Source organism: Muribaculum sp., from assembly GCF_029051885.1.
GTDB lineage: Bacteria > Bacteroidota > Bacteroidia > Bacteroidales > Muribaculaceae > Muribaculum.
This window is the reverse complement of the sequence record NZ_JAIDKI010000111.1, coordinates 12,653-29,806: the sequence shown is the minus strand read 5'-3', so window position 1 is coordinate 29,806 and position 17,154 is coordinate 12,653. Positions and strand designations below refer to the sequence as shown.

Annotated in this window: 13 protein-coding genes; 7 read left to right on the top strand and 6 right to left on the bottom strand. The window is 54.1% G+C overall.

Annotation, left to right across the window (positions count from 1 at the left end; translation table 11 throughout):
• Positions 1-182: 182 nt before the first annotated feature.
• From K2I50_RS04890 to K2I50_RS04875, 4 genes are all read left to right on the top strand, one after another.
• Complete coding sequence (locus tag K2I50_RS04890; RefSeq protein ID WP_301025100.1) at positions 183-677, top strand: GNAT family N-acetyltransferase; 495 nt, start codon at positions 183-185, stop codon at positions 675-677.
• 45 nt (positions 678-722) lie between these two features.
• Positions 723-1,622: a metal ABC transporter solute-binding protein, Zn/Mn family gene (locus K2I50_RS04885; RefSeq protein WP_301025099.1), complete on the top strand. Its 900-nt coding sequence runs from the start codon at positions 723-725 to the stop codon at positions 1,620-1,622.
• The gene (locus K2I50_RS04880; RefSeq protein ID WP_301025098.1) at positions 1,619-2,302 is read left to right on the top strand and encodes a metal ABC transporter ATP-binding protein; all 684 of its coding nucleotides are present in this window, start codon (positions 1,619-1,621) and stop codon (positions 2,300-2,302) included. The genes K2I50_RS04885 and K2I50_RS04880 overlap by 4 nt, the downstream gene beginning before the upstream one ends.
• 67 nt (positions 2,303-2,369) lie before the next feature.
• The gene (locus K2I50_RS04875) at positions 2,370-2,780 is read left to right on the top strand and encodes a GNAT family N-acetyltransferase (protein ID WP_301025097.1); all 411 of its coding nucleotides are present in this window, start codon (positions 2,370-2,372) and stop codon (positions 2,778-2,780) included.
• An 821-nt stretch (positions 2,781-3,601) separates the two neighbouring features.
• Here K2I50_RS04875 and K2I50_RS04870 read toward each other — a convergent pair.
• A complete protein-coding gene (locus K2I50_RS04870) occupies positions 3,602-6,811 on the bottom strand; it encodes a leucine-rich repeat domain-containing protein (RefSeq protein ID WP_301025096.1) in 3,210 nt (1,069 codons plus the stop codon).
• A gap of 1,484 nt (positions 6,812-8,295) precedes the next feature.
• Between K2I50_RS04870 and ychF the strand changes: the two genes are divergently transcribed.
• The 3 genes from ychF to tpx all read left to right on the top strand — a co-directional run bounded on the left by ychF (position 8,296) and on the right by tpx (position 11,282).
• Entirely contained in the window at positions 8,296-9,399 is a 1,104-nt protein-coding gene (gene ychF, locus K2I50_RS04865) for a redox-regulated ATPase YchF (RefSeq protein ID WP_068961398.1), read from the top strand.
• A gap of 174 nt (positions 9,400-9,573) precedes the next feature.
• On the top strand, positions 9,574-10,716 hold the full coding sequence (locus K2I50_RS04860) for a hypothetical protein (RefSeq protein WP_301025095.1): 1,143 nt from the start codon (positions 9,574-9,576) through the stop codon (positions 10,714-10,716).
• Positions 10,717-10,784: 68 nt separating this feature from the next.
• Complete coding sequence (tpx, locus tag K2I50_RS04855) at positions 10,785-11,282, top strand: thiol peroxidase (protein ID WP_301025094.1); 498 nt, start codon at positions 10,785-10,787, stop codon at positions 11,280-11,282.
• Between the two features lie 184 nt (positions 11,283-11,466).
• Here tpx and folB read toward each other — a convergent pair whose 3' ends face one another.
• Genes folB through K2I50_RS04830 form a run of 5 tightly spaced genes read right to left on the bottom strand, consistent with a single transcriptional unit; the run spans position 11,467 to position 16,652 of the window.
• Positions 11,467-11,823 carry a dihydroneopterin aldolase gene (folB, locus tag K2I50_RS04850; protein WP_301025093.1) on the bottom strand — a complete coding sequence of 119 codons (357 nt, stop codon included), beginning with the start codon at positions 11,821-11,823 and terminating at the stop codon, positions 11,467-11,469.
• 38 nt (positions 11,824-11,861) lie between these two features.
• Entirely contained in the window at positions 11,862-13,121 is a 1,260-nt protein-coding gene (locus tag K2I50_RS04845; protein WP_301025092.1) for a TPM domain-containing protein, read from the bottom strand.
• A 12-nt stretch (positions 13,122-13,133) separates the two neighbouring features.
• Positions 13,134-14,468, bottom strand: a complete 1,335-nt coding sequence (locus K2I50_RS04840) for a dGTP triphosphohydrolase (protein ID WP_301025120.1) — start codon at positions 14,466-14,468, stop codon at positions 13,134-13,136.
• Positions 14,469-14,509: 41 nt separating this feature from the next.
• Positions 14,510-15,676, bottom strand: coding sequence for a lipid-A-disaccharide synthase (gene lpxB, locus K2I50_RS04835; protein ID WP_301025091.1), 1,167 nt, complete (start codon positions 15,674-15,676; stop codon positions 14,510-14,512).
• A gap of 52 nt (positions 15,677-15,728) precedes the next feature.
• Entirely contained in the window at positions 15,729-16,652 is a 924-nt protein-coding gene (locus K2I50_RS04830) for a DUF2156 domain-containing protein (RefSeq protein WP_301025090.1), read from the bottom strand.
• Positions 16,653-17,154 lie beyond the last annotated feature (502 nt).

The following is a 17,154-nucleotide window of genomic DNA, read 5'->3' as shown; positions in this document are numbered from 1 at the left end:
TGAGATATGAAAAAGTCAGAATGAAACACGCTTCCTTTTTCAAAAAGCAAAATTACATATAAATAATGAAACTTTCATAAAGTTCCGCTAAATTTGTAAAACAATCGTAAAAAGCTACCATTGGTTAAGTCCGGATTACGCATATGAAACTTGATTTTTGTAAAATTATCTCTCATGAGAGCATGCCTATCTCCATTTTGTCGCTTTATCTGCTGGCCTTTCCGGCCGACGAGAGGCGTCCGTGCTATAATCTTTTTTCCCTTATTGACGGAGGCGAGCCTGCTTTCGATTTCCGTGTCATATATGCCGACGGGAGTATCGCCGGTTTCGTTACGACATGGGACTCGGGCGAATTTCTGTATATAGAGCATTTCGCCACCCTCGACCATATGCGTGGCAACGGCATCGGAGGAGCGGTAATCGAGCGCCTGAGGGAAGAATCACACAAGCCTCTTCTGCTTGAGGTCGAGCTTCCCGAATCGGGACCGATGGCCGGGCGCCGTATCGACTTTTACCGTCGCCACGGGCTTGAGCCACGCTACTCGTTTGAGTACATGCAGCCCCCTTATGCGTCGGGCCTCAATCCGCTGCCGATGGTGCTTATGACTTCGGGCGACCTTGATCTTGAGCGCGCGCGCGATTTCCTTTATTCGCGTGTATACAAGGCAAGAGTGTGACGGATGGTTGCCACGGATTTATTAAATTTGCAAAAAAATATAATAATGGCCAAGATTCACTACCGTAAAGCCGCCGGCATACTCCTTGTGTCAGCGCTGCTGATTTCTGTAGCATTGTTGCCGGGCTGTATCGGACACCAGGAGCAGAAACCTGCGGTGACGGTCAGCATACAGCCGCAAAAATATATACTTGAGCAGATAGTCGGCGACAAGTGGGACGTAAAGTGTCTGCTCGGCAGCGGAGCCAATCCCGAGAGCTATGATCCCAGCATGGCACATCTGCTCAATCTGGAGATGTCTAAGGCCTACATGCGTGTGGGTAATATCCCGTTTGAGAGTGCTATCATCAACAAGATTCACAACAACAATCCCGGGCTGAGGCTTTACGACACCTCGGAGGGCGTGGCGCTGATAACAGGCACTCATGCGCGCGAAGGAGCTGAGGCTGAGGTGGCTGCCGAGATTGACCCTCACACATGGACCTCCGTGCGCAATGTCAGGAAGATAGCCTCCAATATGTATGACGCTATGGTCGATATCGACCCGTCCAACAAGGGGTACTATTCGCGGCGGTTCAAGGCGTTGCTTCAGTCGCTCGACTCGCTCGACATGGCGCTCGACTCGATACTGCGCCCGTGCCGGGGAGCGTCGTTTGTCGTGTGGCACCCGTCGCTCAGCTATTTCGCCCGCGACTACGGGCTCAGACAGATAGCGCTCAGCCCCGAGGGTAAGGAGATGTCGGTCGATGATATAAGCCGGGCCGTGGAGACAGCGCGCCGCGACAGTGCCAGGGTGATGTTCTTCCAGAAGGATGCCGACTCGCGACAGGCTCAGACCGTCAATGCGCAGATTGGCGCCCGGGTAGTGGAAATCAATCCTCTTGCCTATGACTGGAAAGGTGAAATGCTGAATATTGCCAATGCTATGGCTTCTGACTCACAATGAATAGTACGATAATCGAACTGTGCGGCGCCTCGCTGTGCTACGACCGGCGGGTGGTGTTGAACGACGTTGACCTTAGTGTCCGACGTGGCGATTTCATGGCCATAACCGGGCCTAACGGCGGTGGAAAGACTTCCCTGCTGCGGCTGATGCTCAAGCTAATGCCCCCAACCGCCGGGAGTGTCATATACCGCGACGACAGCGGACGCGAGGTGAAACGCCTGCCTATAGGATATCTGCCTCAGAAGAATATGGTCGACTCGCGCTTTCCCATCACGGTGCGCGAGGTGATAGCCTCGGGTCTGCTCGGAGTAAAGACCGACAAGGCCTTCCGCATGCGCCGTGTCGACGATACCATTGCACTGATGGGCCTTGGCGAGCGTGCCGATGCTGCTATCGGCGAGCTGTCGGGAGGACAGCTTCAGCGTACGTTGCTCGGACGTGCCATGATATCCGCCCCCGAGCTGCTGGTGCTTGATGAGCCGCTGAGCTATATCGACAAGCGGTTTGAGCATCAGCTCTACGATATAATCGGCCGTCTGGCAGGAGATACGACCATAGTTCTTGTCAGTCACGAGATGTCGGCCATAGCAGGGATGGCCAACCGACATATCATAGTCGACCATTCGATACATGAGTGCTCGGCCCATCACCATTACGTTGCCTCGGAGTGCGACGAATAGCCGTCGGCAATAGAATTGCGATACAATATCTTGGGACATTGTGCCCTTGAAAAAACACAGTATGGATATGAAAAGTAATATAGAGTATAAAGAGATTAAGACTTTTGGCCGCGATGAACTGGAGCGGCTGTTCCTGTCGGTCGAATGGTCGTCAGGCCGCTACCCCGACCGTCTTGTGCAGGCTATGCAGAGATACGAGACCGTACTTTCGGCCTGGGACGGCAACCGCCTCGTCGGTATGCTGTGTGCTATGGACGATGGTGTGATGACCGCGTACATACATTATCTGCTTGTCGACCCGGAGTATCAGCATTGCGGCATCGGACGGCGCCTCGTTGAGATGGCCAAGGAGAGATACAGCGATTACCTGAAGATTGTGCTTATCGCCTATACGCATGGCACAGGATTCTATGAGAGCTGCGGATTCAGTGCCGCACATGATTCGGTAGCCATGTATCTCACCGATATGGGCGATTAGTCGCCGGGCTACGCCGGGCATGTCGTTGTGTATTGGCTAAACCCCACCCTGCGAACCGCTAATGCGGCTCTTGGGTGGGGCTAACGTTGTAGACGCCCCCAAAGGGGCTATGCGCTAACGCGTGGAGTTGCCAATGCAGCCACATACAGCTCATCGCATTGGCATATTCCATCATATTGGCGCATCCAAATACCCCGGTGCAACCCATTAATTGGTGTATCCATCGCCGTAGCATTTACGGGCGTGTTGCATGTATGAGCCGGGATGAGTAGGTGAAGCATTTTTGTTACGGACGTGAGATTTATTTGTCGTTGTGGTTATGGTGTTGGGGTGGTAGAGATGTTTAGTCGCCGGGCTACGCCGGGCATGTCGATGTGTATTGGCTAAACCCCACCCTGCGAACCGCTAATGCGGCTCTTGGGTGGGGCTAACGTTGTAGACGCCCCCAAAGGGGCTATGCGCTAACGCGTGGAGTTGCCAATGCAGCCACATACAGCTCATCACATTGGCACACCACATACCTCGGCGCAACCCGTCACATTGTCGCATCCACATGCACCGGGGTATTTGGTGGTTGCATTGGCAACTCCCCGCGTTAGCGCATAGCCCCTTTGGGGGCGTCTACAACGTTAGCCTGTGGTAAGCTCCGCGTTAGCGGTGCGCAGCCACAGGTCGGTGTCCATCCCCACAGTCATGCCTGGCGTAGCCCGGCGACTAAACATCGGAGCAATAAAATTCCCGCCTGCACGGGCTCCAATCATAGGGGACTTGTACAGGCGGGATTTTTTATTGATGGTGTGTTTCTCTACGCGAGACGTGGATTACCGCAGCATTACCTTGAATGTCTGGCCGGCTACGCACACGATGTGTACGCCCTGGCGGTTGAGATTTATCACATGGTCAGAGCCTCGGTATACGGCAATGCCCGATGCGTCGTAGATTTCCACCGGCTCTCCATCGCGTGCGCCCTCGATGGTCACGGTGCGGCTGCGGGCGTATACCGTGATGTTGTCGCTGTCGGTGTCAACCGCGCCGATTCCGCTCTCCGCGCCCCGGCGGAATACCACGCTTACATCGGTGTGGTCGGTAAGCGGACGGGTGGTATACGAATTGTCGCTGTCGAGTTCGGTCACGGTATCGTCGCCTACGGTGAGCGAGTGGAATGTCCACCCCTCCTCCGGCTCGATGAGGAGAGTCACTTCGGTGGCATAGTCGTAGCGCATGGCCAGGCGTCCGCCCTCAAGGCCGAGCACGGTCAGGATTACGCGTTTCACCTCAAATGTGGCCTCAACGCTGTGGTCGGCTGTGATATTCTCTATCGTGAGTGTGCCGTCAGAGGCCACGCGGTCGGTCACATCGCGTCCGTCGAGAGTCACTGCGGCTGTCTCATAGCCCTCGGCGGGGATTATGGCGAGGGATAGTGTAGTGCCATGTTCGACAGTCACCGACTGAGCGTCGGCAGGCATGTCGGGCACGATTGAGCCCATGGCCGGGTCGAAGCTGAAACTTACAGTGTAGGTATGGATGGCGAATGCGGCCTCTACGGTCATGTCGCCCTCAACGCTCTCTATCGTGTAGGCGCCGTCGACCACACGGTCGGTCACGTCGACGCCGTCGACTGCGAGCGACACAAGGTAGCAGCCCTCGTCGCGCGGGGTGACGCCGACCACAAGCGGCTTGCCGAACTCAATGCGGCAGTCGCCGGGCTCGCCGTTGAGGGTAACGGTGCCGTAGGGTGTCGCGTTGACCGCTTTTACGGTGTAGACAATCGGGCTGAATGCGGCCTCGATGGTTATATCCGTGGTGACGCGCTCTATCACATAACTGCCGTTTTCGTCGAGCGATGAGGATATGTCGGTGCCGTTGACCGCGAGCGATGACAGTTCGTGTCCGCGGTCGGCCACAGGAGTTATTTCAAGGCGCGACCCGTAGTCGACAGTTGCGGGAGCCTCGTCAGCGCCGTTTATTACGATGCGTCCTCCGGCGAGCGACTGTGGCAGGGTTACGGCAAATGTCATCAGGCTGAACTCGACATTGATGTCGAGGTTGGCGTCGATGGATTCGTAGACAAGACGGTTGTCGGCGAGCGATGCCAGCATGTCGGCTCCGTTTACCGTCAGGGCGGCTATCTTATAGCCCTCGGAAGGAGTGATGGCTACCGTGAGTGGCTCGTCCTCATCTACGGTTATCGATGTGGCGGTGCTTTCGTTGAGCGTCACTTTTCCGAGCGAATTGTCGTATGTTACCGTCACCTTAAATCCTCCGCCTTCCGACTGTAGATTCTTGAAGAGTTTCCACACCTCGGTGTTGCGGTATGTCTTTTTGCTTCCCGGGGGTACGGTAACGACAGTGTTATCGTAGGCCTTGGCTGAGAATACATCTTTATCAGCGCATACTGGCGGAGTAGTGCCTGCACACTTTATATTTGCCAGAGGACATTCGCTGAAAGCGGATTGACCGATTTCAACCAATGTGCCGGGCAATTCAATCTCTTTGAGCGCGGTCTGAAGGAATGCCTTGTTTTTAATGTGAGTGACATTGCCGGAAAATTTGACCGATTCCAAAGTGGACATCGTGGTTGCAAAATACTCCTCGATGGTCGTTATTTTCGGGCCGAATTCCGCATGCCGGAATGATGTATAGTATCGTATACCATCGGTACTTCCTGAGATATATCGACCGATATAAATTGAGTCGAGATTGGTGTCATATAGTACATTGCCATTAAATTCAAGCGGTTCGTCGGAATCCTCAATTATTACGTTCTTTAATTCCGAGCATCCTCCGAATACAGTTCCTCCGATTGTTTTCAGACTTGCGGGGAGTGAGACAGCTTCTATTGCCGTTAGATAAAATGCCCCTTCACCGATATTTTCAAGTCGTTTTGGCAGTGTTATCTTTTTAAGATTTTTGCATTCTCTGAAAGCGTATTGGCCGATTTCAACCAATGTGCCGGGCAATTCAATCTCTTTGAGCGCGGTCTGAAGGAATGCCTTGTTTTTAATGTGAGTGACATTGCCGGAAAATTTGACCGATTCCAAAGTGGACATCGTGGTTGCAAAATATTCCTCGATGGTTGTTATTTTCGGGCCGAATTCCACATGCCGGAATGATGTGTTATATCGTATGTCGGATGTTACTCCTGATATATATCTGCCGAAGTATACCGAGTCAATGCTGGTATCATACAGAACACTGCCTTTAACCTCAACCGGTTCGTCGGTATCCTCGAAAATCAGATTTGTTAATTTTGTGGCAAAAGATTGCATCTGAAATCCGAACAGGTTTAAATCCGACGCAAATATTACCGTGTTGATTCGACGGTCGGTGGAATAGGAATTTGTCTGGAGATTGCGGTGTATTTCGAGAGTATCGATGGGGCAGTTGTCGAAAATTTCATCCCGGCTCATGTCAAGGAGCTCCGAGCCGGGGAGGAAGGTTACTTTTTTCAGCAGGGTGCAGTTTTTGAAGGCGGCCTTGTAGATATTGACTACGTTTCCTCCGATAGTCAGGTTGCTGATATTCTTGCCATTGAATGATAAATTGCCCGACAGACCTCCGCTCATGATGAATGTTGATTTTCCGGCTATAGTCAGGTCCATGCTTTCGGCAGTAGAGGATATTGGAGTGATGTCGCCACGATAGTTTCCGTTGCCGATGCGTTCGGCGAGGTTGCGGCCTACATATACCTTTTCGAGAGGACAGCCTTCAAATGGATGTCCTAATATGCTCCATCCATGGCTGTCGATATATTGGTCGGACGCGATGCGGGTGTCGCTGTCCTCGATTACGAGTTCACGGAGCGAGGTGTAGTTGTGAAAAGCATTGCCGCTGATATGGTCTACGGTATATGTCTTTCCTCCGTAGGTTACGGTTGCGGGAATGGTGAGTTTTGTTATTGACTTGCTCGTAGCGCCTGTCAGCGTGGCTACCGTACCTGACGCTGAGTAGTTTAGCCCGTCGACGGTAAATGCATAGGCATGGATTGCGGCCATTACCATCAGCACGACGGCGAGTAAAGACTTTTTCATGGAATAATCTTTGATTGGTGGAAAAATAAATCGGAATGTGATAATTATTTGCAAATATATTAAACGAAGTGTGAAAATTACCCCTCCCCAAGTTAAAAATGATTAAAAATTATAAGTATGAGGTTTGCTTTTTTATTTTCGGTGATTTTCGTGGTATGTGGGGGCGTTCGCGAGTTTGGAGAATGTATATTTTCATGAGAGGCCGGACGTGATGTTTAGTCGCCGGGCTACGCCAGGCATGTCGATGTGTGTGCCAAACCCCACCCTGCGAACCGCTAATGCGGCTCTTGGGTGGGGCTAACGTTGTAGACGCCCCCAAAGGGGCTATGCGCTAACGCGTGGAGTTGCCGGCGCATCCACATACCTCGGCGCACCCCATCATATTGGCGCCTCAAAATACACCGATGCAATCCATCATATTGGCGCGTCCATCGCCGTGGCATTTATGGGCATGTTGCATGTATGGGCCGTGATGAGTAGGTGAAGCATTTTTGTTACGGACGTGAGATTTATTTGTCGTTGTGGTTATGGTGTTGGGGTGGTAGAGATGTTTAGTCGCCGGGCTACGCCGGGCATGTCGTTGTGTGTGCCAAACCCCACCCGACGAACCGCTAATGCGGCTCTTGGGTGGGGCTAACGTTGTAGACGCCCCCAAAGGGGCTATGCGCTAACGCGGGAGTTGCCGGCGCATCCTCATACCTCGGCGCACCCCATCATATTGGCGCCTCAAAATACACCAATGCAATCCATCATATTGGCGCGTCCATCGCCGGAGCATTTACGGGCGTGTTGCATGTATGGGCCGTGATGAGTAGGTGAAGCATTTTTGTTACGGACGTGAGATTTATTTGTCGTTGTGGTTATGGTGTTGGGGTGGTAGAGATGTTTAGTCGCCGGGCTACGCCAGGCATGCCGTTGTGTGTGCCAAACCCCACCCGACGAACCGCTAATGCGGCTCTTGGGTGGGGCTAACGTTGTGGACGCCCCCAAAGGGGCTATGCGCTAACGCGTGGAGTTGCCAATGCAGCCACATACAGCTCATCGCATTGGCACACCACATACCCCGGCGCAATCCATCACATTGGCGCAATCCATCACATTGGCGCACCACATACACCACCATCGCATTGGTTGTGCCGGCAACTCCACGCGTTAGCGCATAGCCCCTTTGGGGGCGTCTACAACGTTAGCCTGTGGTAAGCTCCGCGTTAGCGGTGCGCAGCCACAGGTCGGAGTCCATCCCCACGGGCCTGCCTGGCGTAGCCCGGCGACTAAACATCACGAAGCCCGTTCCTGTTGGCTTATGGCCTCTGGCGGGATTTCGCGGAGTGGGGGATTTTTACTAACTTTGCCATGGAAATATCACTTTGCTTTTGAGGAGATTGCAAGCATATTATACGGCTGCAATCATACCTTGTGGCGATGTGCATACCGCAATCTTTTTGAATCATATAAGCTACTTACATAATTAAAACAGAACTATCATGGCATTGCAATGCGGCATAGTCGGTCTGCCCAACGTGGGCAAATCGACCCTTTTCAACTGTCTGTCAAACGCTAAGGCTCAGTCGGCCAACTTCCCATTCTGCACTATCGAGCCGAATGTGGGCGTAATCACCGTGCCCGACGACCGCCTTACCAAGCTCGTGGAGATGTGTCAGCCCAAGAGTGTGGTGCCAGCCACAGTAGAGATTGTAGATATTGCCGGTCTGGTGAAGGGTGCCTCCAAGGGCGAGGGCCTTGGCAACAAGTTCCTGGCCAATATCCGCGAGACCGATGCCATAATCCATGTGCTCCGCTGCTTCGACGACGATAATATCACCCATGTCGACGGCTCGGTAGACCCTGTGCGCGACAAGGAGATTATCGACTACGAGCTCCAGCTCAAGGACCTCGAGACTGTAGAGAGCCGTATCGCCAAGACTCAGAAGCAGGCTCAGACCGGCGGAGACAAGGTGGCCAAGATGCAGCTCGATGTGCTCCTGCGCTATAAGGAGGCGCTCGACCAGGGACTGCCTGCACGCTCGGTGAGCTTCGACGGACAGGATGAGCAGAAATTTGCCCGCGAACTGTTCCTGCTCACCAACAAGCCGGTGCTCTATGTATGTAATGTCGACGACGGCTCGGCAGCCACCGGCAACGCCTATGTCGAGGCTGTGCGCGAGGCCGTGAAGGGTGAGAACGCCCAGATACTGATTGTGGCCGCCCAGACCGAGGCTGATATCGCCGAACTCGACACATGGGAGGAACGCCAGGAGTTTCTTGCCGAAATCGGGCTTGAGGAGTCGGGTGTGAGCCGACTGATACGTTCGGCCTACGCGCTGCTCGACCTTCAGACCTACTTTACCGCCGGACCCGACGAGGTGCGCGCCTGGACATTCATGCGTGGCTCCAAGGCGCCCAAGTGTGCCGGTATCATCCATACCGACTTCGAGAAGGGATTTATCCGCGCCGAGGTAATAAAGTATGACGACTATGTGGCCCTCGGAGGCGAGACCGGCGTGCGCGAGGCCGGCAAGCTCGGTATCGAGGGTAAGGAATATGTAGTGCAGGATGGCGACATAATGCATTTCCGATTCAACGTATAATCTCAGTCTGACAGCCACACGGCCTTCTGCGACAGAATGTTGGCGGTGGGCCGGGCGTCAGTGAACAAAATGTGTGGTGTGGCGGTTCTTATATAACAACGTTTCACACATTTATCTATGAGAGGTAATCTACGCTTATTGTTAGCCGTAGTGCTTATCTGCCCCTTGTGCGCGATGTCGTCACAAGGGGTAGATGACCTTATTTCGCGCCTGCGCGGAGCGGAATGCTACAACGCGACTGTCGATTTCAAGGTGCTTATGTCGCTTCAGGACGATGTGTCGTATCATGTCGACCTGTATTCCACCGTATCTCCCGCCGACACTCTGGCCCCGTGCGACTATCTGATACGGTGGTCGGTGCCGGGGTCGGAAAACAGTGCCGCCACCGACGGATTCTCGGCATATTTCAGTGGAAATCTGTTTACATTCCGCGGCGAGCGCATGGTAGAGCGACATTTTCTGTCAGACCCTATGCCTTTTCTACCGTCGGGTCGCACGCCCGGGGTGCAGAGGCGCACACAATTTGCCGAACTGCTCCCTCAGTTTATCGCCGACGAGATAGAGGCGATAACGGCATCGCCGACCGACTACATATGGCACTTCAACCCCGACACGATAGTCGGTGGACGCGGGGCTATGGCCCTTGGCGCACGGCTGGAGGTAAACGGCGCGGTGTCGAGGGAGGCGCTTTACATCTTCGACCGTGAGAGCGCCATGCCTGTAAGCATCACCACCGACAATAATCCCGGCGCTCTGGCCGAACAGACCATCGTGGCTACATACACACCCCCGTCGGCGCCTCTGGCATGTGCGCCGCTGAGCGACAGCCTGCTCGCAGGGATGTATCCGGATATCTTCGAGAAGTACCGCGAAAATACTTTTGCCATAGTGAATCTGCCCGGACAGCCTCTGCCGAGATTCGCTCTGCCTACTCTTTCCGGCGAACGGTATACATATCTGGGTCGCACCCAAGGCTTTCGTCAGCCGACTTTGATAGTGCTCTTCGAGCCTGAATCGTCGTTTGCCCGGGCTACAATCGAGGGTGTGAGAAGCGCGGTCATGCAGCTGCCCTACAACGCCGATATCCTTTGGGCCTCGGTGAGCAACGACCGCGACGCTGTCGACTGCCTATTGCCGGCTGCCCGGATGGGGGAGACCACCCTTGTGTCGGCAAAAGCACTGGCCCGCGACTGCGGCACAGCCACATTTCCCGTAGTGATACTGGTTGGGAGCGACGGCGTGGTGGCCGATGTGGTGGTCGGCTACAACAATTCGCTTGTGTCCGATGTTATTCAGAAAGCGGCGATGCTGCATTAAGGGAGATGAGTTCAGCTTGTCACCTGATGCTGAGGCCGCTGTTGTGAAATAAAAAAAATTCTGTCGAAATGGAAACCGTATATTTCAAAGGCAATGAATGCCACACTTATGGAAATCTGCCCTCAGTGGGCGACACCGCTCCCGATTTCTCGCTTGTGACCCCTGAACTAAAGGAGGTCGGTCTTTCTGACTTCTCCGGCAAGAAGATTGTGTTGAATATCTTCCCGAGTCTGGATACTCCGGTATGCGCCACATCGGTGCGCCGTTTCAATGAGAAAGCCGCCGGAAAGAAGGATGCCGTAGTCCTTTGCGTGTCGGTCGACCTGCCTTTTGCCGCAGGACGTTTCTGTACACTCGAGGGGCTGAAGGATGTAGTTCCGGCATCGGCGTTCCGCTCTCCGGAGTTTGCGCGTGAATATGGTGTAGAGCTTGTTGACGGTCCTCTAAAGGGATTGCTTGCCCGCGCCGTCATTATCATTGATGCCGACCGTAAGGTAATCTACCGCGAGCTTGTCGATGAGATTACCAACGAGCCCGACTACGAGGCTGCTCTTGGCATGCTCTGACTGGAGTGATTCCCCCCGCTGAAGCGTGATTGAAACCACACGGGTGTCTGTAGCAGATTGCGTACAGACACCCGCGCTTATTATATGGCTATCCCGGCTTGCAGAATGCAGACCGGGATAGCCATATAATATATATAATGTGTATGTTGTGTCGGTGGATGGTTGCGCTACAGGTGGGTGCTGTTCACCATCGGAGCGTTACCGCTACCGAGTCGAGATCGGCGGCAAAGGGTGGCACAAGTTTGGCCACGCGTATCATGCCCCCGGCAATGAGCGGGAAGCGTGAGGTCAGAGCCGTGCGTAGCCTTCCGGCCACATGCTCGAGAAGCTGCGACGGTACAGCCATCACCTCGCGCACCACAGCCACGACTTCGGCATAGTTGAGGGTATCCTCGAGGCGGTCGTCGGCGATTGCGCCGTCGGCGGGGTAGCGCAGATGTGCGGTCACTTCAAAGCAGTTGCCTACCTTGCGTTCCTGCTCTCCTACGCCATGGTGAGCGTAGAGTCGCAATCCGTTTACTTCGACAGTAAGTTCAGTCATGATTTCCGGTGTTTGCTTATGGATTTTGATTGAGGGGATTACCAGCCGCCTGATGCACCGCCGCCACCGGTAGAGCCTCCGCCAAACGAGCCACCGCCGAAGCCGCCTCCTCCGAATCCGCCGCCGCGTCCGCCAATCGGGGGGACGATTACTACCGGAGTAGCCGCCTTTGGTATCGTATAGTTGCGGGCGTTGTCCTTGTGGCAGTTGCGGCAGTTGTATATCTTCTGTCCCCAGCCTTCTTCTCTTGTAGTCGGGTTCTTGACTATACGGTCGGCCACGAGGGTGCATGCGCGTGCCCCGCAGTTGGGACATGGTGTATAGTTTCTCGAGTGGTTGACATATGGGAGGATGTCGGTCTCTCCGCAGTTGGGACATAGCCATACGTCGTAGTCTACAGAGTCGATGCGCTCTTCGGTGTCCTGCGCGGGTGTGAGGTATGCGTTGTCTGACTTCTCGTCGAGCCGCTTCATCTTTGTCGAGCAGTTGGGACATTTGCGTGAGGCTGTGCGCAGTCGGCGCATGATTATCATGAGCGGAACAAATACCACAAGCCCCATGCCGATGGTGGCGAAGGCGATGATGAGTGCCGGCAGTTGCAGCTGCTGTAGCCTGAGATAGCGCTGGTAGCGGTTCTGGCGGCGCGTCGACATGAGTGTTATTACGAAGAATACCAGCATCAGGGCTGTGATAAACATACTTATCTTTACCCATATTCCGAATAGGTCGATGGTTTCCTCCCGGTCGCGACGGCGGTCGTTGGCATATTTCGACATCAGCTCTTCGGTAGCTCCCGGTGTGGTAAGCAGGTAGCTCAGATTGCCTACAGCGTCGGCCACTCCACGGTCGGTGTCGCCACCCTTGAAATATTGGTTGGAGCTGCGAATGATGCGGCCGGCTATTATGTCAGGCACCACACCTTCGGCCCCGTAGCCGGTGCGTATCACCGCTTTCCGGTCGCCCATGGCCACGAGATAGAGCACACCGTTGTCGTTGTCCTCCTTGCCGATGCCCCAGTCGGTAAACAGCTCTGTGGCGAAACTGTCGATATCGCCACCCTCGATGCGGTCTACCACCACTACGGCAAGTTCGGCCGACGATGTCTCCCACACGCGTCTTATGGCCGCGTCGAGGCTGTCGCGCATGGCCGGCGACAGGAGTCCGTCGGGGTCCGACACATAGCGCCGCGCATCGGCCAGGTGTACGTTGGGTATATCCTTGACAGAGTGTACGGCAGCCACAGCTGAGATGGTGGCTGCAAGCATTATAAGAAATAATGTAAGTATCTTGCGTGTCATAACGTATGTTGCTTAGACGGCCGGCAGAGAGTGGCCGTTGAGTTTGCGGAACAGGTCGAGGGCATATACGTCGGTCATCGCCGACATATGGTCGAGCACGGCCTGTATTCTTCCAAACAGGGTTGGGGCCGCGGTGTCGTACTGCTGCGGCACTTTGCTCAGCAGCAGCTCCGAGTAGTTGAGCGAGGGATTGCGCACGGCATGTATCAGTTTCTCGAGCAGGAACGATATGATGCGGTTGCCGGCGAGCTCAATGTCGACTACATCGCCCGCACAATAGATTTTTTTCCAGGCCAGTGCCGAACAGTTGCGGTAGCCCGAGCGCTCGAGTTCATCGATATGGTCGAGCAGCGAGCCGGTGAATGCACCGCGCAGTATCGCCTCCTCGTTGTCGAGGAACGTGCGCGCACACTGGCTCACGAGCGTGCCTATGACACACGACCGCATGTAGGCGATTTTCTCATTGGGGTCGGCCACCTTGTCCATTATCTCCATCATGCGCGCGCGTCGCTCCTCGGTGAAGAATCCGAGAAACATGTCGGTCACCTCGCGGGTGCTGACCACGTGCAGCTTGTGGGCGTCCTCCATGTCCATCACCTGGTAGCAGATGTCGTCGGCGGCTTCCACTATGTAGACGAGCGGATGGCGGCAATAACGCGTGCGGCCTTCCGGCGCGGGTAGGGCGATAAGGCCAAGCTCGTCGGCTATGCGTCGGAAGGTAGGTATTTCGGTGGTGAAGAACCCGAACTTTCCGTTGTCGCCGGCGAGCGACGATTCATAGGGATACTTTACAATCGATGCGAGCATGGAGTAGGTCATGGCGAAGCCTCCCGGGCGTCGTCCGTTGAACTGATGGGTGAGCAGCCGGAACGAGTTGGCATTACCCTCGAAGTGGGTTATGTCGGCCCATTGCTCGGCGGTGAGCATAGGGCGCAACACCGCTCCCTCCCCTTCGCTGAAGAATGTGGATATGGCTTTTTCGCCCGAATGTCCGAATGGCGGATTGCCGAGGTCGTGGGCGAGGCATGCGGCGCCGACTATTTCGTCGATAGCGTCGAGTTTTCCTACCCATGGCTCCGAGGCATGCCGCTTGCGCAGTTCGCGGGTGATTTCATTGGCCAGACTGCGCCCTACCGAGGCCACTTCCATGGAGTGGGTCAGGCGGTTGTGGACAAATACCGAACCCGGTAGCGGGAACACCTGGGTCTTGTTTTGCAGACGGCGGAATGGCGATGAGAACACCAGGCGGTCGAAATCGCGCTGGAAGTCGCTGCGTATGCCGCTGCGCGCGTCGTGGTAGTGTTCCAGTCCGAACCGCTTGTCGCAGATGAGTCGGTCCCAGCTCATGGCCGGCGGGGTGCTTATGGTATTGTCCGGGGTGTCGGGTGTCATTTTTGCTGTCGGTTTGCGAGTTGATATATTATGTCTGCGGCTGTAGCCGGGGCATCGTCGGTGCCGAGAATAGCGCGCATCTCGCGGTATCCTTCGAGCTGGTTGTCGTGGCCCGGACGTCCCGGGAGTATATTGCCGAGCTCGCGCCCTACCAGTGAGGGTGTGCACATGTGCACAAGCATTTCCGGTATTATCTTTTTCCCGGCAATCAGGTTGGGGAGCGATACATAGGGTATCTTCAGCAACTTCTCCATTATTTTATAGGAGAGCCTGCTGCCGTTTGCTCTGTAGCATACCACCTGGGGAGTACCTATCAGGGCACACTCCAGAGTGGCTGTGCCTGATGTCACAAGCGCCACCTCGGCGTGGTGCATAAGCTCGAACGTGTCGCCGCTTACAAGCGGTATGCCCGGTGTAAGGTAATATCCGTAGTATGAAAGGTCGATGCCCGGAGCGGCTGCCACGACCGGCATATAGTCGGGATACATGGCCGCGGCCGCTTCCATTATCTGAAGATTGTTTTTGATTTCGCTGCGGCGGCTGCCGGGCACGAGCGCTATTATCGGGCGGTCGGGGAGATTGTGGCGCCGCAGAAATTCTTCCCGCGATGATGCGCGGGCCAGTCTTTCGTCGACCTCCTTTACCGACGGATTGCCTACGTAGGCTGCTTCGTAGTCGTGGCGGTCGCGGTAGAATGCCGGCTCGAAGGGGAGTATGCAGCACATCCTGTCGACCAGGCGTCGTATCTCTTTTACTCTCCACTCTTTCCAGGCCCATACTTTGGGTGATATGTAGTATGCCACCTTGACCCCATGCTTCCTGGCGTAGGCCGCGAGCTTGAGGTTGAAGCTCGGATAGTCGACAAGCACAAGCACATCGGGGCGGAAATCGTCGATGGCTTTACGTGCGCGCTTCATGTTGGATGCAATCTGTGGTAGGTGGCGCAATACCTCGCTGAATCCCATGAAAGCCATCTCGCGATAGTGGATTACCGGCTCGCATCCTGCGGCAGACGCCATGAGGTCGCCGCCAAGAAATGATATCTCAGCAGATTTGTCGGTCTGTATAAGTGCTGTAATCAGTTCGGATGCATGGAGGTCGCCCGAAGGCTCCCCTGCCGATATAAAATACTTCATCGCGCGATAGGTTAGGTGATTTTCCACAAAGATACGTAATTATTTGGTCTCTTACAGAGGAAAATGCGATGGAATTCGGTCAGTCGGTGAATGCTACATTATATTTGCGCAGCATCATGAGCGGATGGTACGACTCTTTGGCGCGGCGCAGTCCCTCGTCGCCGGCATCCTCCTCGCGGTTGATGAAGGTCACTCCATAGCGTTCGAGCATCATGGCTGCAAACTCTTTGTTGATGGTCTCTCCCGCGCCGTTTATGTCGTGGAGCATTTTCTCGATATGTACATAAAGGGTGTCGGCGATGACCTCTCCTATGGCGAATGCCACGATACCATGGTCGGGTGTCACCAATACCGCTCCGTCCATGTGCACCGAGTCCCAATGGTCGAGCAGCCTTATCACTTCGTTGCGCTCGATCTGAGCTGTCACATGCTCACGGTCGGGCGGCAGAGAGTTAATGAAGTCCTTTATCTGCGGCACCATTTCCGGTGTGAGGTCGACGAGGGTTGTACCGGGATGGTCAGAGGTAAACCGGTTCACATGGTTACGTTTTTTGCTGTAGCGGTTGCCGGGGAGTGTGGCGAGATCCCTGGCATTATAGAGATAGTCGGCCCAGTCAGTCAATTCCTCGACGTGGCAGTCGCCAAGTTGCCTGAGCTCCTCTACGCGGTCCTCCGGGACGGCTGAGAATACAAGCGGAATATTTTCATCCCTGCAATATTCCTTAAGCAATGCTACTGACTCGGACAGAGGCATCTCGCCGATGGGGATAGAGAATGCCGGAGTAGAGCGGTCATTCTCTTCTACACCTTTCACAAACAGGGTGTTGCCGACAATGGTATATTCATAGTTGAAATAGTGTGCCCACATTATCATTCCTGCGAGGGTATAGTCGCATGTTCGGCTGTGGGAACGTGCCAGAAGATGTCTGATTGTGTCGACAGAGCTATAGTCCATCTTATGAAAACGCAATCGGGGAAGTACGGCAGTTGTTGACAGATACATAAAGCAGATTATTGTTGATTCTTTATACGGATTATTTATAGAACAAAAAGAATAGCATAAATGCTTGCATTGTCGGAGAAAAACATATACCTTTGTGGCAACACATTGAAATTAATTGATTGTATCCCGTACGTCGCAGGATACTTCTCTCTTCTCCAGGTCATGAGACATTCGACTGCCGCTCTGCGGCTTATAATAAGTATATAACTAACATAAAACTATGTCGATACAGAGATATTTTTACCCGGTTGGGGTTGTGCCGGAGCCGTATGGCTTGCGGCTGTTCCTGTATATGTATGGCTCAACTGTATGATATATGTCGGTAAAATCTCTAATCGCTTGAAAATAATACTTTAAGATGTAAATTGTTGTCTGAGGCGCTTCAGTATATCTTACTGATTTTTTCCGCTTCCGTACAATTTAAACGATATCGCACAATCAACATTCACTAAATTTTTCGGGAAAGCCATAGTCGTGATGACTGTGGCTTTTTCATATATTC